This is a genomic window from Collimonas fungivorans, from assembly GCF_001584145.1.
GTDB classification, from domain to species: domain Bacteria; phylum Pseudomonadota; class Gammaproteobacteria; order Burkholderiales; family Burkholderiaceae_D; genus Collimonas; species Collimonas fungivorans.
Map to the genome: position 1 here is coordinate 331637 of NZ_CP013232.1, position 20177 is coordinate 351813.

The 20177-nt window shown below is 61.2% G+C and carries 17 protein-coding genes; 13 read left to right on the forward strand and 4 right to left on the reverse strand.

Going from position 1 to position 20177, the window contains the following annotated elements:
• Positions 1 to 344: 344 nt before the first annotated feature.
• From CFter6_RS01380 to CFter6_RS01390, 3 genes are all read left to right on the forward strand, one after another.
• A complete protein-coding gene (locus CFter6_RS01380) occupies positions 345 to 1613 on the forward strand; it encodes an MFS transporter (protein WP_061538428.1) in 1269 nt (422 codons plus the stop codon).
• 204 nt (positions 1614 to 1817) lie between these two features.
• The gene (locus CFter6_RS01385; RefSeq protein ID WP_061538429.1) at positions 1818 to 3389 is read left to right on the forward strand and encodes a S53 family peptidase; all 1572 of its coding nucleotides are present in this window, start codon (positions 1818 to 1820) and stop codon (positions 3387 to 3389) included.
• Between the two features lie 34 nt (positions 3390 to 3423).
• Positions 3424 to 5025, forward strand: coding sequence for a S10 family peptidase (locus tag CFter6_RS01390; protein ID WP_236904486.1), 1602 nt, complete (start codon positions 3424 to 3426; stop codon positions 5023 to 5025).
• Here the strand turns inward: CFter6_RS01390 and CFter6_RS01395 are convergent.
• Positions 5012 to 5530 carry a class IV adenylate cyclase gene (locus tag CFter6_RS01395; RefSeq protein ID WP_061542154.1) on the reverse strand — a complete coding sequence of 173 codons (519 nt, stop codon included), beginning with the start codon at positions 5528 to 5530 and terminating at the stop codon, positions 5012 to 5014. The genes CFter6_RS01390 and CFter6_RS01395 overlap by 14 nt on opposite strands.
• A gap of 167 nt (positions 5531 to 5697) precedes the next feature.
• Between CFter6_RS01395 and CFter6_RS01400 the strand changes: the two genes are divergently transcribed.
• The 3 genes from CFter6_RS01400 (at position 5698) to CFter6_RS01410 (ending at position 8684) form a co-directional block, all read left to right on the forward strand.
• The gene (locus CFter6_RS01400; RefSeq protein WP_167351333.1) at positions 5698 to 7671 is read left to right on the forward strand and encodes a phosphocholine-specific phospholipase C; all 1974 of its coding nucleotides are present in this window, start codon (positions 5698 to 5700) and stop codon (positions 7669 to 7671) included.
• Between the two features lie 21 nt (positions 7672 to 7692).
• Positions 7693 to 8169 carry a hypothetical protein gene (locus CFter6_RS01405; protein ID WP_061538432.1) on the forward strand — a complete coding sequence of 159 codons (477 nt, stop codon included), beginning with the start codon at positions 7693 to 7695 and terminating at the stop codon, positions 8167 to 8169.
• A 131-nt stretch (positions 8170 to 8300) separates the two neighbouring features.
• Positions 8301 to 8684, forward strand: coding sequence for a hypothetical protein (locus tag CFter6_RS01410; protein ID WP_061538433.1), 384 nt, complete (start codon positions 8301 to 8303; stop codon positions 8682 to 8684).
• Between the two features lie 4 nt (positions 8685 to 8688).
• On the opposite strand, the gene CFter6_RS01415 is transcribed toward CFter6_RS01410, so the two are convergent.
• Positions 8689 to 9633, reverse strand: coding sequence for a GlxA family transcriptional regulator (locus CFter6_RS01415; protein ID WP_061538434.1), 945 nt, complete (start codon positions 9631 to 9633; stop codon positions 8689 to 8691).
• A 131-nt stretch (positions 9634 to 9764) separates the two neighbouring features.
• Between CFter6_RS01415 and CFter6_RS01420 the strand changes: the two genes are divergently transcribed.
• On the forward strand, positions 9765 to 10571 hold the full coding sequence (locus CFter6_RS01420; RefSeq protein ID WP_061538435.1) for an SDR family NAD(P)-dependent oxidoreductase: 807 nt from the start codon (positions 9765 to 9767) through the stop codon (positions 10569 to 10571).
• 61 nt (positions 10572 to 10632) lie between these two features.
• Here the strand turns inward: CFter6_RS01420 and CFter6_RS01425 are convergent, their stop codons facing one another.
• Positions 10633 to 11106 carry a GNAT family N-acetyltransferase gene (locus CFter6_RS01425; protein ID WP_061538436.1) on the reverse strand — a complete coding sequence of 158 codons (474 nt, stop codon included), beginning with the start codon at positions 11104 to 11106 and terminating at the stop codon, positions 10633 to 10635.
• A 374-nt stretch (positions 11107 to 11480) separates the two neighbouring features.
• Between CFter6_RS01425 and CFter6_RS01430 the strand changes: the two genes are divergently transcribed.
• The 6 genes from CFter6_RS01430 (at position 11481) to CFter6_RS01455 (ending at position 17488) form a co-directional block, all read left to right on the forward strand.
• A complete protein-coding gene (locus CFter6_RS01430) occupies positions 11481 to 12380 on the forward strand; it encodes an SMP-30/gluconolactonase/LRE family protein (RefSeq protein ID WP_236904487.1) in 900 nt (299 codons plus the stop codon).
• Between the two features lie 82 nt (positions 12381 to 12462).
• Positions 12463 to 13443 (forward strand): TRAP transporter substrate-binding protein, encoded by a 981-nt coding sequence (locus CFter6_RS01435; RefSeq protein ID WP_061538437.1) that lies wholly within the window; start codon positions 12463 to 12465, stop codon positions 13441 to 13443.
• 34 nt (positions 13444 to 13477) lie between these two features.
• Positions 13478 to 14038, forward strand: a complete 561-nt coding sequence (locus CFter6_RS01440; RefSeq protein ID WP_205631428.1) for a TRAP transporter small permease — start codon at positions 13478 to 13480, stop codon at positions 14036 to 14038.
• Positions 14029 to 15309 carry a TRAP transporter large permease gene (locus CFter6_RS01445; protein ID WP_014004251.1) on the forward strand — a complete coding sequence of 427 codons (1281 nt, stop codon included), beginning with the start codon at positions 14029 to 14031 and terminating at the stop codon, positions 15307 to 15309. The genes CFter6_RS01440 and CFter6_RS01445 overlap by 10 nt, the downstream gene beginning before the upstream one ends.
• Before the next feature lie 103 nt (positions 15310 to 15412).
• Positions 15413 to 16549 carry a porin gene (locus tag CFter6_RS01450; RefSeq protein ID WP_236904488.1) on the forward strand — a complete coding sequence of 379 codons (1137 nt, stop codon included), beginning with the start codon at positions 15413 to 15415 and terminating at the stop codon, positions 16547 to 16549.
• Between the two features lie 240 nt (positions 16550 to 16789).
• Positions 16790 to 17488: a dienelactone hydrolase family protein gene (locus tag CFter6_RS01455; protein WP_061538438.1), complete on the forward strand. Its 699-nt coding sequence runs from the start codon at positions 16790 to 16792 to the stop codon at positions 17486 to 17488.
• A gap of 87 nt (positions 17489 to 17575) precedes the next feature.
• Here the strand turns inward: CFter6_RS01455 and CFter6_RS01460 are convergent, their stop codons facing one another.
• Positions 17576 to 20140 carry a S9 family peptidase gene (locus CFter6_RS01460; RefSeq protein WP_061538439.1) on the reverse strand — a complete coding sequence of 855 codons (2565 nt, stop codon included), beginning with the start codon at positions 20138 to 20140 and terminating at the stop codon, positions 17576 to 17578.
• Positions 20141 to 20177: the final 37 nt, after the last annotated feature.

The following is a 20177-nucleotide window of genomic DNA, read 5'->3' on the forward strand; positions in this document are numbered from 1 at the left end:
GGAATTCTCTTGGCTTGGAAACAAATTTGTGACGGACACCAGTTGCAGTAACCGATTTTCGATGACGGCGGCCAGCCGCCGCATTGACCGGTTACGAGGCAAAAGTGACAACGATGCTGCAAGTAGGAAACGCAGCAGCATTGTTACTTTACAGAAAGTAAAAAACGCCGAAACTGTCACTATTCACAGGTTGTTGCATCGCGGAAAAACCCAGTAGACTAATGCGCACCCAGTCTTTTAATTGCACTTTTCGCAAGATATGTGGCATTTGCGCCGGCAGCCCAGGCAACCGGTTTTTCCTCCCCCACGCCACGCCAGATTGTTCGAAAGCACAAGCTCCCGCCATGACCGAGATGACCGAAGAACTAGCGGCAGAAAACGCGGCTCCCGCCGGCCCGGCAGGGCTGCCGCCGGTATTGATGCATCGCGGCTTCCTGTTGCTGATGCTGGGTTCTTTCGCTGCATTCCTGGGGGAACAGCTGACCACGGTGGCATTGCCGTGGCTGGTGCTGAAGCTGAGCAACGACAGCCTGGCCTTGGGTACGGTGGTGGCGGTGATGGCGCTGCCGAAAATCCTGTTCCTGGTGATCGCCGGCGTGCTGGTAGACCGGCACTCGCCGCGCACCGTGCTGATATGCGCCTCGGCCGGCGGCGTCGTGTTGCTTGCTGGAGTCGGCGTGATGCTGATGTATGACTTGCTGGCGCTGTGGATGATGTATCTGTTTGCCTGCGGGATGGGACTGGCCGGCGCTTTTGCGATTCCGGCCAGGGTCGCCATACTGCCCAGGCTGATCGATCCACGGCAATTGCAGCCGGCCAACGCGATATTGATGGGCATCACCCAGGTTTCGCTGCTGGGCGGGCCGCTGCTGGCCGGACTGCTGGCGGCGTCGACGGATGGGCTGGGATTGGTTTTCTTGCTGAATGCGTGCTGTTTCCTGCTCGCCACAGTCACCGTGCCGCGCTTGCAGCCGCATGCGCAGCCGGCATCGGACCGTCATGTACCGCTGCTTTCCTCCATCGTTCCGGCTGCCAAATGGCTATGGTCAGACGGCGTGCTGAGGACGCTGATCGGTTACTGGGCAGTCGTCACTTTGCTGCTGGCCGGACCGGTGCAGGTCGGGTTGCCGTTATGGGTAGATCGCCAGCTGGGCGGCGGCGCTTCGGCATTCGGGATACTGATTGCCGCCAATGGCCTGGGACAGCTGATCGGTATCGTGTGTTCCGGCCTGCGCGCCAGGAAAGTGGTCCATCTTGGCGTCGCGGTCTGCCTGATCGACGGCCTGGCCGGCCTGGCCGTGTTCGGCATGGGATTTACCCATGTCCTGGAAGTCGGCCTGGCGCTGATGCTGGCGGTCGGCGTCGGCGCAGGTTATGTGCAGGTCGGATTGTTCACATGGATACAGCGCCGCATCCCGACCGAGCTGCACGGCCGGGTGCTCAGCATACTGATGCTGGTCCTGATCACGATCGCGCCGCTGTCGGCGCTGGTGGCCGGCTACCTGATCCTGTACGTGACGCCGTCCCAGTTGTTCATGTACAGCGGCCTGCTGCTGTCGCTGTTCGCCACGCTCATGCTGCTGCATCCGAAATTGAGGAAACTGCGGAACTAGCCGCGTTCTGAATTGCTCACCACGACTGGCCGTCACAAAAATGGCAAACGGCGATTCGCTGTAGAATATTTCTATACAGAAAGGAACTGTCCTCTTGTGCATTGGTCAGACTTGAAGCAGACGTGATGCTGCCGTCGGCAGGAAGATGGCGGTTGTGCTTTTCTGTTCGTCCTGTATCTGTTTCAGAAACGGAGTACCACGGTCATGGCAAAAATCCCTCTCCCCGGCAGCGAACGCAGCGCTCCTTTCGACGCTAAAATCGTCGGCAGCGCCGCTCCCGCCGAACAGCTCGAAGTGACGATAGTCTTGCGCCGCAACGCAGACCAGGAGCTGTGCGACATCGTCGACAAGCAATGCACAGGCGAGGCTGCTGCAGCGCATCTTTCGCGTGAAGAGTTCGCCCGCAAATTTTCCGCCACGCCGCAAGACGTGGCCAGGATCACCGCATTTGCGCAAGGCCACGGCTTGCAGGTGGTGCGCGAAGATCCGGTTTGCAGCACGGTCACCCTGAAGGGAAGCGTGGCGCAGTTCAACCAGATATTCGATGTCGACCTGCAGCGCTACGAATCGCATCTTGGCAACTATCGCGGCCGCACCGGCGCGGTCCACATCCCGGCCGAACTGCAGGACATCGTGACAGCGGTGGTCGGCCTCGACAACCGCCCGCAGGCGCGCCCGCTGTTCCGCCTGCAGCCGCCTATCCGTTTTGCGCCACGCAACACCGCCACCGCCTCCTTTCTGCCGACCCAGTTTTCATCCCTGTACGATTTCCCCGACAACCTCGGCGCAGGCCAGTGCATAGCCATCATCGAACTGGGCGGCGGTTACCGCGAAGCCGACCAGCAAGCCTATTTTTCAAAACTGGGCATCGCGCTGCCGAAGATCACCGCGGTCGCTGTGAACGGCCCGGGCAACCAGCCTAGCGGCGATGCCAACGGCGCCGACGGCGAGGTGGTGCTGGATATCCAGATCGCCGGCGCACTGGCGCCGGAAGCGCATATCGTGGTGTATTTTTCGACCAATACCGATGCCGGTTTCCTCAACGCGCTTAACAGCGCGGTGCATGACAATACCAACAAACCGTCCATCGTCTCGATCAGCTGGGGCAACGCCGAACCGCACTGGACGCAGCAAGCCATGCAGGCTTTCAATGCTGCGCTGCAGGCCGCCGCGGCGTTGGGCGTGACGGTGTGCGTCGCCTCCGGCGACAGCGGTTCCAGCGATGGCCTGGCCGGCGGCAACCATGTCGACTTTCCGGCATCCAGCCCGTATGTGCTGGCTTGCGGCGGCACCCGCCTGCAGGCGGCGGGCCAGGTAATCGAGAGCGAGGTGGTGTGGAACGGCGGCGCGCAAGGCGGCGCCGGCGGTGGCGGCGTCAGCGCGGTGTTTGCGCTGCCGGCCTGGCAGCAGAACCTGGTGCTGACCGGCAGCGACGGCAAGCGCCAGCCGCTGGCCAAGCGCGGCGTGCCGGACGTGGCTGGCAACGCCGATCCGGTTACCGGCTACCAGGTATATATAGACGGCAGCGATGCAGTAGTGGGCGGCACCAGCGCCGTGGCGCCGCTGTGGGCGGCGCTGCTGGCGCGCATTAATGCGGCCAAGGCGGCCGCCAAGGGTAGCGCGGTCGGTTTCGTGAATCCGCAGCTGTACCGGCAGCAGGCTGTGTTCCGCGACGTCACGCAGGGCAACAACGGTTATTACGCCGCCGCGCCGGGCTGGGATGCCTGCACCGGACTGGGCAGCCCGGACGGCAAGAAACTGGCAAGCGCGCTGTAGCAGTCCGCGCCTGGGCTTCGAAGAAGGAGGGATCATGAGCATCAACCATGTATCAGTCCGGACCGCCGGCGCAGCCGGCGACCAGCCTTGTTTCGATCCTACCGCCTACGGCACCGGGCCGGGCGACTCGGTGGCCGAGGCCAGCGAGAATGCGGCGATCACCCACCACGCCACGACGATAGGCAAGCGGACCTATCAGTACACGGCGACCGCCGGCCACCTGGTGGCGGTCGATGCCGACAGTTCGCAGCCCGCTGCAAAAATCTTCTACGTGGCGTTTACCGTCGACGGCCAGGACCTGAATGCGCGCCCGGTCACGTTCTTCTATAACGGCGGGCCGGGTTCGTCGTCGGTGTTCGTATTGCTGGGTTCGTTTGCGCCCAAGCGCATCAAGACCTCCATGCCGGGCTTCACGCCGCCGCCTCCCTATACTCTGGAAGACAATCCGGACAGCTTGCTCGACAAGAGCGACCTGGTATTCATCAATCCGGTCGGCACCGGCTATTCCGCCGCCATCGCACCGTTCAAGAACAAGGATTTCTGGGGCGTCGACCAGGATGCCCGCTCGATCACGCAATTCATCAAGCGCTACCTGACCGCCAACGACCGCTGGAATTCGCCGAAATTCCTGTTCGGCGAATCGTACGGTACGCCGCGCAGCGCCGTGCTGTCGTACCTGCTGCACGAGGATGGCGTGGACCTGAACGGCATCACGCTGCAATCGTCGATCCTCGATTACTCCCAGGCCGGAAATCCGGTCGGTGCCTTGCCGACGGCGGTGGCAGACGCCTGGTATCACAAGAAAATCCAGCTCGTGCCGCCACCGACCGACCTGCCGGCGCTGATGGCGAGTGCAGCGCTGTTTGCGCGCAGCGATTACGCCAAGGCGCTGGAGAAATTTCCCAAGGCCGATCCGGCGGCGCTGAAAAAGCTGAGTGAATTTACCGGCATCGACCAGGCCACCCTGACGGGCTGGGGCCTGGATATCACCGCTGGCGACAGCCGCGGCAGGACGCTGTTCCTGATCAGCCTGCTGCAGAGCCAAGGGCTGGCGCTGGGTTCTTATGATGGCCGCGTGACCGGCATCGACAGCGGCATCGCCGCCGACATCTCGCCGAACGCGGGCGGCAACGATCCCAGCATGACGGCTGTAGCGGGGGTCTACACGGCGATGTGGAACAACTACCTGAACGACGGCTTGAAGTTCACATCGAATTCGGCGTTTACCGATCTCAACGACAAGGCGTTCCAGAACTGGGATTTCAGCCACATCGATCCGACCGGCGCGCAAAAAGGCATAGACGCCAAGGGCGACGTCATCCTGTACACGGCCGGCGACCTGGCTGCGACCATGAGCCTGAACGTCGATCTGAAGGTGCTGTCCGCCAACGGCTACTACGATTTTGTCACGCCGTTCTACCAGACCGTGATGGACCTGCAGAAAATGCCGCTGGTCGATGCCGCCGTGCGCAAGAACCTGAGTGCGAAATTCTATCCGTCAGGCCACATGATCTACCTGGAAGCGGCTTCACGCACCGTCTTGAAAGCCGATGTGGCGGCGATGATAGACGCCGCCACATCGGATCACCGGGCGATGGCCAGGATCAGGTCGCTGCAGGCGCTCAAGGACGGCTAGCCGCCAGCAGGTCGAGGTAGGCGCCCTCGACCAGTTGTCCGGGCTGGACGCCGATCCGTGCCATCAGGGCCTGCGCTTCCTCCACTCCCGCTTGCGCCGGTTCGCCGGCGCCGAGCACCACTTCAAGCTCCAGGAACTCGCCCAAGCCTTTGACGCGGTCGAGATGGATGCGTGTGCGGCCGGCCAGGTACAGCGTGCGCTGCTTCTCGACCCGGCCGGCTTGTCCGTGCGCCTCGGACAATACCGCGCGCAGCAGTTCCGGTTCGGCGGTAGCCGAGATCAGGTAATACGATTCCTTTGGCCCTTGCCGGTCGGAGCGGCGATAAAAAATCAGCTGGCCGCTGCCGTCGCCGAAGGCCCGCAGTTTCAGCCTGCCGTTGGCACAGTTGAAGAAGGTATCGTCCTGGGTGATTTCAAGCGGGTCTTCGTCTGCCATCGACGCCACCCTGGCGATCAGCGCCGGGGTGATGTCGATGCGCGCCTTTATTTCTATATTGCTTGCCATGTGCCTGTTCCGCAGTTGTCTGGTACCGGCAAAGCATAGCAGGATCTTTTCGCTGGCAGACAACGGTCCGGCTGTTGCGTCAACTGTCATCGAGACGTAATCCGGGCGTCACCGTTGCGTAATATTTCATGTATAGAGTCGGGCCATTCTTACTCTATGGAAACAACATGGCACACTCGAGTCGTAGGAAATTCCTCAAAAATTCTGTGGCGGCGATGGGTGCATCCATGCTGCCTCCCGCAGTTCAGCAAGTGCTGGCGGCGCCTGCGGCCAGCGGCACGCTGGGCTCGGTCGCGCATGTCGTGATCCTGTGCCAGGAAAACCGCTCGTTCGATCATTATTTCGGCACCATCAAGGGCGCGCGCGGCTTCAACGACGATCACGCCGCCACCATCCAGGGCACCAGCCGCAACGTCTTCAGCCAGGCCGACAGCACCGGCGCCCTGTACACGCCGTGGCGCCTGAACTCCAGCACCGCCTCGGCGCAGTGGCTATCGGATGTGCCGCATGACCTGAACACAGGCACCGCCGCCTGGAACAAGGGCCGCAACGATAAGTGGATTCCCAACAAGGGCATGAATTCGCACACTTACATGACGCGCAACGACATCCCTTACCACTATGCGCTGGCGGATGCCTTCACCCTGTGCGACAACTATTTCTGCTCGGCGCGCACCTCGACCAATCCTAACCGCCTGTACCTGATGAGCGGCACCATCGACCCGCAAGGCGCACATGGCGGCCCGGCCACCACCAACGGTTTTACCTACGGTTCGCTGACCTGGCAAACCTATCCTGAAGCGCTACAGGCCGCAGGCATTTCCTGGCGCACCTACCAGGAGGTCGACAACTACGACGACAACGCCCTCGCCTGGTTCAAGCAGTTCCAAAACCTGCCGACCAATTCGCCCTTGTACATCAACGGCGTGCAGACCCGGGTGCTGGCCGATTTCCAGAATGACGTGATGCAAGACACCTTGCCGGCGGTATCGTGGATCGTCGCGCCGGCGGCAAAATCGGAACATCCCAGCGGTTCGCCGAATGTCGGCGTCGATTATGTCAACCAGTACCTGCAGGCGTTGGCCGCTAATCCGGCGGTCTGGGCCAAGACAGTATTCATCTATACCTACGACGAGAACGGCGGCTTTTACGACCACGTCACCACGCCGACGCCGCCGGCCGGCACCGCCAACGAATTTGTCAGCGGCGTGCCGATCGGGCTCGGTTCGCGGGTGCCGACCATCGTCTGTTCGCCGTGGAGCCGCGGCGGCTGGGTCGCCAGCGAAGTGTTCGATCACACCTCGACCATCCAGTTCCTGGAAAAATGGACCGGTGTCACTTGCCCCAACATCAGCCAATGGCGGCGCGACATCTGCGGCGACCTGACTTCCTGCTTCGATTTCTCTGTCAGCAATGCGGGTTTTCCGGTATTGCCGGACACGGTGGCGCTGGCAGCGCTGGCCAACACGCAGAAAACCCTGCCCAAGGCAACGCCGCCGGCGGCCAACACCGTCATGCCGCCCTACGAAGCGGGGCAAAAGCCGTTGCGCGTGCAGCCCTACCAGCTCAACGGCTGGCTGACGCAGGATTTCGCCGGCCAGCAAGTGTGGACCAACTGGAGCAACGGCGGCAGCAAACCGGCGCCGCTGCAAATCAATGTCGACAACTACCGCAGCGACAATCCCTGGATCTACACCATGGCGGCTAACGCCACCTCCAGCGACTATTGGCATGTGATCAGTTATGGCGGCGGTTATTACGACCTGGAGATGATCGGCCCCAACCAGTTCTACCGGCGTTTCAAGGGCTTTCTCAGCGCAACCGCATGGCAAGGCCAGCCGGAACCGCAAGTGAAGCTGACCAACAATGGCGTGGGGCAGGCGGTCAGCATCGTGTTCGACAACAGCGGCACCACGAATACGGCAGTGTTCACGGTGCTGGACCGCATCACCTCCGGCAGCCTCGTCACCCAGACCGTCACGGTAGCGGCGAAGCAGACCGCGACGCTGCAATTGAACACCACCAGCGGCTGGTATGACGTCAAGATCAGCCTGGGCGGCGACAGCAATTTCATGCAGTCGATGGTCGGCTACACCGAAGGTCACCAGGGCCTGACCCGGCCGCCGGTATTGCGTTGGTAAACAACGGCAGCAGGGTACGTAATGGATGAGAAAAAAATTGCGCTGGGCGCAGGTTTGACAGGCATCGCATTCATTGCCCTGCTGGTGTACCTGACCGCTCCCGACTTGCTGCCCCGGCCCGCCGTCGTGCTGCTTCCGGCCGGCGGCGCTGCAGCAAGCGCGCCCGACAGGGCGGCTCCGATAAAATCCGGCGCCACGGCGGACGTAACGGCCAAGGCCGATTGTTCCGCTGAGCGCCTGGATTCCTGGCAGCTGATGAGCGTCGGAGCGGGCGGCTACCGGCAAGGCGGTTTCGCGGTGCTGAACAACGCGCTGCGCGGTTCGCTGACAGTCGCCGAGGCGCAAATTTTCGACGGCAACCTGCGGCTGGAAAAGGTAAGCGGCAATGCGGTGGAATTACGTTGCGGCGATATCGTGCAAACCCTGGTGCTGGCGGACAGCCATGGCGCGGCGCCTGAAATGCGGACGGCATTGCCGGACCCAGGCTCGAATAACTGACTGCATGTCAGCGCGGCAGTGCAAGGAAGCTCGGCTCATGGCATGCTATGACGGACAGTCATTATTCCGTCTTTTCAATCCCCTAAAAGGGCGATGCCATGAAACGCTATTTTCTTTGCCTTGCAAGCGTGATGTTTTTTGCTCCGCCGGCCTCGATGGCGGCTACCGGCAGCCACGATTTTTCGAATATTTTCAAAGCATGCTATTCCGCGGCCAATGCCAGCGACGAATCGAAATCGGCCTGCCTGGCCGATGAACTGAACCTGCAAAGCAAGGCCGTCGCCGATCTGCACCAGTCGACCTCGGAATTGCTGGCTGGCGCGGAGAAACAACAGCTTGCCGACGATTTTGTCGGATGGAAGAAAAGCATTCTGCTCGATTGCTCGATCCAGGCCGACAGCAAGACCGTGCCGCTGGAACGGGAAAACGCCAGGAAGTATTGCCTGATCGAGCGCACGCTCGGACGCATGAACGGCTACGAGACGATCCGCCAGGACCGGGCGCTCGGAAAATAAAATCCTAGGCTTTTGCTGCGCGCGAAGCACGCTTCACCGCTTGCGGCGGCTGCCCGACCGTACGCAGGAAAGCGCGCCGCATGCGCTCGGGATCCGAAAAGCCGGTCTCCCTCGCCACCACATCGATCGAGTGGCTGCTGTCTTCCAGCATGGCGCGCGCCGCTTCGACTCTTAACGCTTCCACCGCCTTGGCGGGCGATTTCCCGGTCTCGTTGCGGAACGCCCGGCTGAACTGGCGCCGGCTCAAATGGGCGGCGTCGGCCAGCTCATCCACCGACAATTCCTTGGCCAGGTTGCGCTTGGCGTAACTGAGCGCGCTCTGGATCCGGTCCGACTTCGCTTCCATTTCCAGCAGCGCCGAAAACTGCGACTGGCCGCCGCTGCGGCGGTGGTAGACCACCATCATCCTGGCGATCAGGCGCGCGTTGGCCGTCCCCAGGTCCTGCTCCACCAGCGCCAGGCTCAAATCGATGCAGGCGGTCATGCCGGCCGAGGTCCAGATATCGCCGTCGTTGATGAAGATGCGATCTTCTTCAACCCGCGTTTTCGGATACAGGTGTTGCAATTCGCGCGCTTGCGCCCAGTGCGTGGTGATACGGCGGCCGTTCAGCAGGTCGGCTTCGGCCAGCAAGAACGCACCGGTGCAGATGCTGGCGGTGCGGCGTGAAGCGGCGCTGGACTGGCGCAGGAAATCGAGGAAGCGGGGCGACGACACTATCGGCGACATGGAGCCGGTGACCATCACCGTGTCGTAAGTGTGTCCATCGAAGGGGATGCTGTCGACCTTGACGCCGGACGAACTGCGCACCGGCCCGCCATGCTCGGACAGCATCATCACATCGTAAAACGGGCCGCCCGGGCAGTCGTTGGCCAGCTCGAACACGGAGACGGCTGCCATGTCGACTAGCTGGAAGCCGTCGAAAACGACAAAAGCGATGGATTTTTTCATGATGTCCCAATTCGAGGTAAATACGTCACTTGGGACATAGCTTGAGCTTCTACACTGGACTTGTCAACCTCTCTTATCAACTTTTAAACCAGCTGGCCCGACAGTCCGGCATCACTTTCCAAGGATACAAAATGTCTACCCAAACCACTACCCAGGGCACGGCCCTCATCACCGGCGCCTCGACCGGCATCGGCGCCATCTATGCGGACCGCCTGGCGCGCCGCGGCTACGACCTGATACTGGTCGCCCGCAACCAGGAAAAGCTGGATCAATTGGCAACTCAATTATCTGCCGGCACCGGCCGCAAGGTCGACGTCATCAAGGCCGACCTCAGCGTCAAGAGCGACTTGCGGGCCATCGAACAGCGGCTTGCCGACGACGCCAGCATCACCATGCTGGTCAATAATGCCGGCCTCGGCGCGACCAAGAGCCTGATCGAATCGACGCCGGAAGAACTCGACGACCTGATCACATTGAATGTGCAGGCGCTGACCCGCCTGACGCGTGCTGTCGCGCCGGCCATGGTAGCGCGCAAGAATGGCGTCATCATCAATATTTCGTCGATGGTGGCGGTGTCGCCGGAAACGCTGAACGGCACCTACGGCGGCACCAAGGCTTATGTGCTGGCGCTGACGCAATCGCTGCATCATGAGCTCGGTGCAAAAGGCATACGGGTGCAAGCCGTGCTGCCGGGCGCCATCCGCACGCCGTTCTGGGACCGCGCCGGCGTGCCGGTGCAGCACCTGCCGCAAGAGATCGTGATGGATGCGGAAGACCTGGTCGATGCTGCACTCGCCGGGCTTGACCAGGGCGAGCTGGCGACAGTGCCGTCGCTGCCGGACCTGGCCGACTGGGACCGCTTCGAAGCTGCGCGCCAGGCGCTCAAGCCCAACCTGTCGCATGTCAAGCCGGCGGCGCGCTACAAGGTCGGCGCTTGATTCAAGCCAAGCGTCTCGTGACTCGGGTGCAGGAGATGCCTGCACCCGCAACGGCCTGTCTTCAGTTCGCAACCAGCTTCAGTTTCATGCCCTCGTGCGAGGCGACGAAACCCAGCGACTCATAAAATTGCCTGGCCTTCGGCCGCAACTTGTCGGTTGTCAGCTGCACCATGTGGCAGCCTCGTTCCGCCGAGCGCGCGATAGCCCACTCAAACAGCGATTTGCCAAAACCCCTGGAGCGGAAGCGGGCGTCGATCCTGACGCCCTCTATGAGCGCACGCCAGCTGCCGCGATACGTGAGGTAGGGGATGAACGTGATCTGCAAGACGCCAACCACTTCATCGCCGAGGCAGGCGACTATCAGCTCGTTATTGGAATCCGCCCGGATCGCGCCGAACGCCGCCAGATAACTCTCGGGAAGAGGATCTTCATACTGCTCGCGCGCCGCGCCCAGCGGATCATCGGCGAGCATCCGGACTATGTGCGGCAGATCGTCTTCGTTGGCAAGGCGGAAAGTTAGCGGCATTTCAGACATGGAAATGTGATTCTTTCGCTGGATTTGAAAACTGCATTATGAACGATCGGGCGCTATGGGTATTGACGCCATCTGCCGGTCGGACGCCTGGATTGCGCATCGATATCCTGTTGTCTCAAATCATTTATTGTCAGTCGTCATACAACTATATGCGAATGAAAAATCATCACCTGAGCACTGCCTCCGAAGATGTATATCTATGGGGAAATAAATCCGGTTGCTAAAATATTTTTTGCTGCTTATACTGCGAATCAAGTTGTAGGATGACTGATAACAGGAAATCATTTGCGCAAACCGGCCAAGACCTGCAGCGCATGCGGTGACGCCAGGCAGTCCAGCCGCAAGAGCTGATTCTGCCAACAACAGGAGACAAGGTGAGTATCGATAAAACGACGATCAATCTCGAGCGTCTCGGCGACTTGCGCTGCGGCGTGGGTGAAAGCCCGCTGTGGAGCGAGGAAGAGGGCGCCTGGTACTGGGTCGACATTCCTGCCAGGACGGTCTGGCGCTGGCATGCCGGATCAGCTTCGGCGCGCAGCTGGACGCTGCCTGAAATGGTCGGCTGCATTGCACTGAAAGACAGCGGCGGCCTGATTGCCGGCATGGAAACCGGGATTTTCAGCCTGCACCTGGGCAACGCCCAATCTGCCGTGGCGGAAAAGCTGGCAAGCCCTGCCGGCCTGCGCGAAGGCATGCGTTTCAATGACGGCCGCTGCGACCGCCAGGGGCGTTTCTGGAGCGGCACCATGTTCCTCGACATGGCGGCGGCGCGCGCCGACGGCCATTTATACCGTTATACGCCGCAGGGCCTGTCGCTGCCGATGGTGTCCAGGCTGATCGTCTCGAACGGCCTGGCCTGGTCGCCTGACGGCCGCACCATGTATCTCTCCGATTCGCACGCATCGCGCCAGCTGGTCTGGGCCTACGATTACGACATCGACGACGGCATACCCAGCGCCCAGCGGATTTTCGTCGACATGAACCAGCATCCCGGCAGGCCGGACGGCGCGGCCGTAGATATCGACGGCTGTTACTGGATATGCGGCAACGACGGCAGCTGTGTCCTGCGTTTTACACCTGAGGGAAAACTGGACCGGAAAATCGACCTGCCGATGAGCAAACCCGCGATGTGCGCGTTTGGCGGCGCCGGCCTGGATACCTTGCTGGTGACATCCATCAGCGCCGGCCTGGCGGCAGACGATCAATGGGCCGGTGCGGTAGTGACATTGCGCCCTGGCGTCGCCGGCATGCCAGAGACGGCATTCCGGACCTGAACGACGGTGCAGCGGGGCGCCGCGATTTTTGTAGGTCACGCAACGATTTTTTGTAAATAAATAAAAACCAGGAGACAGAAAAATGAAGAAATACCTATCCATGCTCTGCATGGCCGGTGCGTTGCCGCTGATGCTGACGCTGGGCGCTCCGTCCGCTTTCGCCAGGGAATTCCGCGACGCCGACGTGCAGCCGGCCGACTACCCGACCGTCGCAGCCGTCAACTACATGTCTGACCTGCTCAAGCAGGGCAGCAAGGGCAAATACAGCATCAAGGTCTATCCCAACAGCCAGCTGGGCAGCGAGCCGGATACCGTGGAGCAGGTAAAACTGGGAGCGATTGAATTTACCCGCACCCACGCCAGCGTGCTCAACGCCATCTGCCCGGAGACGATGCTGCCTTCCTTGCCGTTCGTGTTCCGCGACAAGGAACATATGCGGCACGTGCTGGACGGGCCGATAGGCGATGAAATCCTGCGTGCCTGCGAATCGCACGGCCTGGTCGGCCTGGCGTTCTACGATTCGGGCGCGCGTTTTTTCTACACAAAAAAGCAGATCAAGAACCTGGCGGACCTGAAGGGCATGAAGATCCGCGTCCCGCAGTCCGAGTTGTCGGTGGCGATGCTGCAGGCGCTGCACGCCAATGCGACGCCGATGGCGACGTCCGAGGTCTACACCGGGATCAAGAGCGGCATCGTCGATGGCGCCGAAAACAACTGGCCTACCTACCAGACCGCGCACCATTTCGAGATCGCGCCCTACGTGCTGCTGGACGAACATGACATGACGCCGGAAATCCTGCTGATGTCGAAAGTGATCTTCGACAAGCTGTCGGCCGACGACCAGAAAATGATCCGCCAGGCAGCCAAGGCGTCGGTACCGTACATGCGCAAGCTGTGGGACGAGAAAGAAATCTCCTCGCGCGCCATCGTCGAAAAAGCCGGGGTGCATATCACGGCGGCGAACAAGGCGGAATTCCAGGCCAGCATGGCGCCGGTCTACGCGAAATTCGTGACCACGCCTGCCATGAAAGACATGCTCAAGCGCATGCAGGAAACCAAATAAGGTCGCGCCTTCTTTCTCCATCAAGGAACCGGTCATGACACATGTCAATAAAACCGGCGACGCGATTGACGACAAGCTGCCTGTCGCCTTGCTGCCGCCGTTTACATTTCTCACCCGATGCAACGCCTGGCTGTCGCTGATGTGCATGCGGCTGGCGGTGCTCGGCCTGGTCCTGATTGCGGTTGCCGTATTCGGCCAGATTTTTGGCCGCTACGTGCTCAACAACAGTCCGTCCTGGACCGAAGCGCTGGCTTTGCTCATGGTGCTGTACGTCACCAATATCGGTGTCGCCGTCTGTGTGCGCGACGACCGCCACATGGGCGTCGAACTGCTGACCGGCGCGTTGCCGCCGAGAGTAAGGGTGCCGCTGAAGATTTTCATCCACTTGCTGGTGATCCTGTTTGCGGTGCTGATGATCTGGAACGGCTGGATCCTCGGCCAGCAGATCATCGACTACATGATCCCCAACCTCGGCGTTTCGCAGGGATTGACCTACTGGCCGCTGATGCTGTCCGGCACCCTGATCGTCCTGTTCTCGATTGAGCACATCATCGCATTGCTGCAACGTACAAGGGTCGTTCCATCATGGCATTAACTCTACTGTCGCTCAGTTTCCTGGTGCTGTTGCTGATCGGCGTACCGATTTCGTTTTCCATCGGCCTGTCGGCGATCGCCACCATATTCTACGAAGGCTTGCCGATCGCCGTGATTTTCCAGCGGATGACGGCCGGCATGAGCGTATTTTCCTTCCTCACGATTCCTTTCTTCATCTTCGCCGGCGAACTGATGCTGTACGGCGGCATCGCTGACCGCATCATCCAGTGCGCGCGCGGCGTAGTCGGCCACATCCGCGGCGGGCTGGGCATGACCAATGTGCTGGCATGCACCTTGTTCGGCGGCGTATCGGGATCGCCGGTGGCGGACATCTCCGCCATGGGCGCGGTCATGATCCCGATGATGAAGCGCGAGAATTACGATACCGACTATGCGGTCAACGTCACCACCCACTCGTCGCTGGTGGGGGTGCTGATGCCGACCTCGCATAACATCATCATCTACGCCCTGGTCGCCGGCGGCGGCGTGTCGATCACCACCCTGATCCTGGCAGGGCTGCTGCCGGCCCTGATCCTGACCCTGGCCAACCTTACCGTCGCTTACCTGGTGGCGGTGCACCGCGGTTATCCCGCCGGCACCTTCCTCGGCTGGTCGGTGGCGCTGCGCAGCATCCTGCGCGCGGTGCCGGGGCTGATGGTCGTGATCATCATCATTGCCGGCATCACTTCGGGTGTCTTTACCGCGACCGAGTCCGCCGCCATCGCCGTGTTTTATGCGCTTATCCTGACCACCCTGGTGTACCGCAGCCTGAGCTGGGCCGATTTCCTGAAGGCGGCGGTCAAGTCGGTCAAGACTACCGGCGTGATACTGATGCTGATCAGCATTTCGTCGGCTTTCGGTTACCTGATCAGCCTGTACAGCGTGGCCGATACGGTGGGCGATGCGTTGATGGCGGTCAGCACCAACCCGATAGTGATTTTCCTGCTGATCAACCTGGCCTTGCTGCTGTTCGGCACGTTTCTCGACATGGCCGCGCACATCCTGATCTGCACGCCGATTTTCCTGCCGATCTGCGAACACTTCGGCATGGGGCCGGTGCAATTCGGCATGATGTTGCTGATCAACTGCTCGCTGGGACTGAATGCACCACCGATAGGCGCGGCGCAGATCATCGGTTGCACCATCGGCGGCATCCGCATGGGGGAAATCATGCGCACCATCTGGCCGTTTTACCTTGCGCTTCTGGTTACCTTGTTGCTGGTCACTTTTGTGCCGGGGTTTTCGCTGTGGATACCTGCCTGGTTTGCATGACGTTTTTGTGGCGATGAATTCAGCCGGCATCCGGAGCGGATGCCGGCTGAATGAGGGAAGTTGTGCCGTACGACCTAATCAATAAAAAATATCAGGAGACAACGTGCAAAAAAAACTATTCCTGGCCGGGGCCTTGATCGGCTCCGCCATGCCGTGCGCGCAAGTCCAGGCGCAATCCCAGAACAACGTGACGATCTACGGCGACGTCGACCAGTACATCGGTTATATCCATAGCGACAGCGGCAAGAGCGTGACTGGCGTCAACGACGGCGCGTTCCTGCGCAGCCGGATAGGAGTACGCGGACAGGAGGACCTGGGCGACGGCTACCAGGCCGTGTTTACACTGGAAAACGGCTTTGGCGCAAACAACGGCGCCATGGCCGACACCACGCGTCTGTTCGACCGCCAGGCCTGGGTCGGCATCGCCAGCCCGGCGGGAACCTTCCGCCTGGGGCGGCAGAACACGGCGATTTTTTTCATCGGCGACGCCATCGACTACACCACGCGCACTACCTTCGGCTCCGTCATCAACACCTTCGGCGTGCCGTCGCGCTACGACAACGATATCTCCTACAAGTCTCCGCGCCTGGCCGGCCTGCAGCTGGAACTGCATTACGCGATGACGGAAACCGCCGGCGAACACCTTGGCCAGCGCGGCGTCTACCAGCTGGGACTGGATTACCGCTACGGCCCCTTCCGCGCCGGCTACGCCGGGCTGGTCGCCAAACCGGTAGCCGCAGCGGTGTATGGCGACGCGGTCCAGTACCATAATGTTTATCTGAACTACAACTACGGTCCCGGCACCATCTATGCCGCGGCGGTACGCACCAACAATGTCACGTCTAACGCCAACGGCAACAATGCCACGGCTATCCTGAGCAACGTCAGCGCGACTGGCAATACGTTTGCCGGAACCGATCCGAACGTGAAACGTTTCTATAATATCTACCAGCTGTCGGCCGACTACAAAATCACGCCGCAGCTGCGGATCGGTGCGTTGTATGGTGTCATGGTCGATACTTCGGGCAACAATAGCGGGGCCAAGGGCGGCAACCTGGGGACGTTTTACGACTTGTCCAAGAGAACCATGCTGTATGGATTTGCCAACTACATGAAGAACGACAGCAACGCCGGTTTTCGTTTCGGCGGATCCGGCGCGCCTACCGCCAACCTGGCCGGAGCGGATATCAACGGCAGGACGCTGGTGGGTTTACAAGCGGGCATCCTGCACCGTTTTTAGCATTTCCCGCAGCTGACCGGGCATTTCTTCCATCGCGGCGGACTGGCCATGTCCGCCGCATCTCCATCGCCGCGACGCATATTTCGAGCGTGCAAACCCGTTGCACCAGCATCTGGTAGCATCTTGTCTGGCATTGACTTGTCCTGATGCAGACCTCCGCCCTAATACACAGATTATTCCAGCTGCAGCAGGCTTGACCTCTCCACAACACCCCGACACCTATTTCTCACAGGAACTATCATGAGCGTTACTACCCAATGGATCGACGTCAAGGCCGATGACGGCACCTTCGGCGCCTACCTGGCCATCCCGCATACCGGCAAAGGTCCCGGCATCGTGCTGCTGCAGGAAATTTTCGGCGTCAACGAACACATCCGCTCGGTCGCCGAGCAATATGCCGCCGACGGCTACGTGGTGCTGGTGCCGGACCTGTTCTGGCGCAGCGGCAGCCATATCGAACTGGCTTACGACGACGCCGGCTGGAAACGCGCGGTCGAGCTGATGCAAGCCACCGACTTCGCCAAGGCGCAATCGGACATCGCGCTGACCGTTGCGGCGCTGAAGGCCCGGCCGGAACTGGACGGCAAGCTGGCCGTCATCGGTTACTGCTTCGGCGGCATGCTGGCGTATAACACTGCGGCCAATGGCCTGGTCGATGCAGCGATCGCGTATTACGGCGGCGGCATCCAGAACCAGCTGCAACGCGCCGGCGACATCAATGTGCCGCTGCTGATGCATTTCGGCGGCGCCGACAGCCACATTCCGATGGATGCCGTGCAGAGCATCGCCGAGCGTTTTGAAGACAATGATGAGGTCGAGGTCCACATCTATCCGGGCGCCGAACACGGCTTCAACTGTTCGCACCGCGCCAGCTACAACCAGCGCGCCGCGGCGGAAGCGCATGGCAATTCGCTGACTTTTCTGAGCGACAACCTGTAAGGCATTTTTAGCCTCGAAAAAAAACGCCAACCGACGGTTGGCGTTTTTTCATTTTGCGTCCTGTCGCTCTATCCGAGCGCTATCGCGTTAACGTGGCGCAGGCTCCGCAGCCGGCGTCCGCGGCGGCGCGTTCTTCACATAGCTGTCGAACCAGCGCAGCATTTCATAGACCAGCTGCTCGTTCGATTCCATGGCCGCGTACCAGTGCGGTTCATGCGGCAGCAACACCAGGCGTGTGGTGCCGCCGTTGCCGCGGATCGCTTCGTACAGCTTGCTGGCCTGCAGCGGCGTGGTGCCCGGATTGGCGTCGTCCGCGCCATGCACGATGAGGATAGGCGTCTTCATCTTGTCGGCGAAGAAGAATGGCGACACCTTCAGGTAGACGTCCTGCGCTTCCCACACCGAGCGCTGCTCGTTCTGGAAACCGAACGGCGTCAGCGTCTTGTTGTAGGAGCCGCTGGTGGCGACGCCGGCCCGGAACAGGTCGGAGTGGGCCAGCAGGTTGGCTGTCATCAGCGCGCCATGGCTGTGTCCGGTAACGCCGATACGGTCGGGATCGGCGACGCCCAGCCGCACCGACTCGTCGACCGCGGCCTTGGCGTCGGCCACCAGTTGTTCCATGTAAGTGTCATAGGCCTTTTTCGGATCGCCGACGATGGGGAAAGCCGCGTTATCGATGATGGCGTAGCCGGCAAGCAGCAGCAGCCGGTATTGCCGCAGCCGCGTGAAGGTCTCTTGCGAGCCAGTGGTCTGGCCAGCCTTCGAGGCGTCGGCGTAATCGAGCGGGTAGGCATACAGGATAGTCGGCACGCGCGTGCCTTCCTTATAGCCAGGCGGAGTGTACAAAGTAAACGACAAATCAAGGCCGTCGGCGCGTTTGTACTTCACCAGGCGCTTCTTGATCTCCCGCACCACTGGCGTCGGATCGGGGATGCGGGTAACGGCGGCGCTGTCCGAAGCAAAGGCCGCTTCACCGGCTGCAGCATCGACTGGGGCGCCAAGGGTGCGCAGAAATGCGTTAGGCGGATCGATCACCGACTGGCGCCAGGTCAGGAAGGTATGCGCGTCCGCTCCGGCGAAGCCCAGAAACTGCTCGTAGGAAGTCTTGTCGCTGCGGAACAGGCGTTCCGATTTCAGCGTCTTCAGGTCGAGCTTGTCAAGGAAGGGACGGTCGCCGTCCGGCGATGAGCCAACGCCGCTCAGGAAAATCGCATCCCCTTCCTGGCGCAGCACCCAGGCGCCGTTCGGCAGCTGGCGCTTCACGGGAACGCCTGGATTTGCATATTTCTCGTCGGTCGAGAGGTCCCACAGCAAGCGCTGCGGCTGTTGCGGATCGTCGACATTGACCAGGAAGCTGCGCCGCCAGTGGCGGTTGCGATCGTATTCGTGCAATAGCGCCAGGCCAGGCTGCTCGGTCCAGGAAATACCCATATAACGCTGTTCGGTGCGGGTAATCTCCAGCGCCGCCGAGGTGAACGGCGCTTTCTGCAGCATGAGCTTGTCGCGCGCAGGCACTTTGGTTTTCCAGTCGCCGCCGTCCAGCGCTTCGGCCCAGACCAGCGTCGCCGGCTCGGTAGCGCGCCAGGTAAAATCGCGCGGGCCGAGCGGAACGCCGCCGATCGGGACCCGGTCCGCCAACGGCAGCGAGGCGATATGCTGCATCGCTATGTTCTGCCGCTTGGCGAGATCCCATACTTCCACTTCCTGCGGAAAACGGTCAAAGGTCGTGACGTAGGAATAGGGTTTGCGGATCGAGGTAACCAGCAGGTGCCGTCCATCCGGCGCCGGTCCCAGCGACTCATAGCGGCCCGGCGTGCCGACCGGCGTGACGGTCGCGCCGGCGGCGTCAACCAGCGCCAGTTGCGAAGCCGCGTAGTAGTCGAACAGGTCTTCGTCGTGCTTGTTGTTGAGCGTGTCGCGGTTTTCGTAAGTGCTGCTCTGTCCTTTGCCGCCGTTCGATTCCTGGATGCTCGGGCCGTCAGGTATGGTCGGCTCAGCCGGCGGCGGGCCCATGCGCGGAGGGACCAGCTTGACCAACAGTGTTTTCTGGTCGGGCATCCATTGCATCTGGTCTTCCAGCATCGGGTTCAGGCGTGCGCCTGGAACCCGGCGTACCACACCGCTGCTGGCGTCGCCAATCCAGAGCTCGACCGCGTCCTTGGTGACATTTTCAAAAGCAAAACGTTTGCCGTCTGCGCTCCACAGCGGCCGGCCCGGGCAGGCATCCGCGGGCAGCACAATATGGGTTTGTTGGGTTTGCGCCCCATCAGCGATATGCACCAGGTCAAAACTCCGGGCGCAGGGTGTGATGCCGTAGCCGCCCGGGGTATCGTGCTTGCTGTGGTTGCCGGTTTCGACCCGTACGCCGGCCAGGCGCAGGAAAGGCGCCGCCACCCGCGCAATCGACGGATAGTCCTGCCAGGACACCAGCAGCATCCGGTCCCGCGTCGGGCTCACCACCGGCACCGGCGGCGATGGCGCGCGCATGACGTCGAGGATTGCCTTGGGCGGCTGGTTGTAGCCGGAGGTGGAATTGGGTGCTTGAGCCGTGGCCGGCGATGGTGCTGCTGCGGGCGCGGCAAGCGGCGCCGACGTCGCGCCGGCCGCAAGCAGTGAGACCCAGAGACAGGTCAAGGTGGATTTTATTGCCATTAATGTCCTCAGTTCGATTCGTCTGCAACAAGGGGTT

Bases quoted from the DNA above. Each gene is read 5' to 3' on its own strand.
- CFter6_RS01425 (WP_061538436.1), bottom strand. From the start codon at position 11,106: ATGTCTGAAATGCCGCTAACTTTCCGCCTTGCCAACGAAGACGATCTG.
- CFter6_RS01390 (WP_236904486.1), top strand. From the start codon at position 3,424: ATGAGCATCAACCATGTATCAGTCCGGACCGCCGGCGCAGCCGGCGAC.
- CFter6_RS01455 (WP_061538438.1), top strand. From the start codon at position 16,790: ATGAGCGTTACTACCCAATGGATCGACGTCAAGGCCGATGACGGCACC.
- CFter6_RS01415 (WP_061538434.1), bottom strand. From the start codon at position 9,633: ATGAAAAAATCCATCGCTTTTGTCGTTTTCGACGGCTTCCAGCTAGTC.
- CFter6_RS01440 (WP_205631428.1), top strand. From the start codon at position 13,478: ATGACACATGTCAATAAAACCGGCGACGCGATTGACGACAAGCTGCCT.
- CFter6_RS01460 (WP_061538439.1), bottom strand. From the start codon at position 20,140: ATGGCAATAAAATCCACCTTGACCTGTCTCTGGGTCTCACTGCTTGCG.
- CFter6_RS01410 (WP_061538433.1), top strand. From the start codon at position 8,301: ATGTTTTTTGCTCCGCCGGCCTCGATGGCGGCTACCGGCAGCCACGAT.
- CFter6_RS01395 (WP_061542154.1), bottom strand. From the start codon at position 5,530: ATGGCAAGCAATATAGAAATAAAGGCGCGCATCGACATCACCCCGGCG.
- CFter6_RS01400 (WP_167351333.1), top strand. From the start codon at position 5,698: ATGGCACACTCGAGTCGTAGGAAATTCCTCAAAAATTCTGTGGCGGCG.
- CFter6_RS01435 (WP_061538437.1), top strand. From the start codon at position 12,463: ATGAAGAAATACCTATCCATGCTCTGCATGGCCGGTGCGTTGCCGCTG.
- CFter6_RS01380 (WP_061538428.1), top strand. From the start codon at position 345: ATGACCGAGATGACCGAAGAACTAGCGGCAGAAAACGCGGCTCCCGCC.
- CFter6_RS01385 (WP_061538429.1), top strand. From the start codon at position 1,818: ATGGCAAAAATCCCTCTCCCCGGCAGCGAACGCAGCGCTCCTTTCGAC.
- CFter6_RS01420 (WP_061538435.1), top strand. From the start codon at position 9,765: ATGTCTACCCAAACCACTACCCAGGGCACGGCCCTCATCACCGGCGCC.
- CFter6_RS01405 (WP_061538432.1), top strand. From the start codon at position 7,693: ATGGATGAGAAAAAAATTGCGCTGGGCGCAGGTTTGACAGGCATCGCA.
- CFter6_RS01445 (WP_014004251.1), top strand. From the start codon at position 14,029: ATGGCATTAACTCTACTGTCGCTCAGTTTCCTGGTGCTGTTGCTGATC.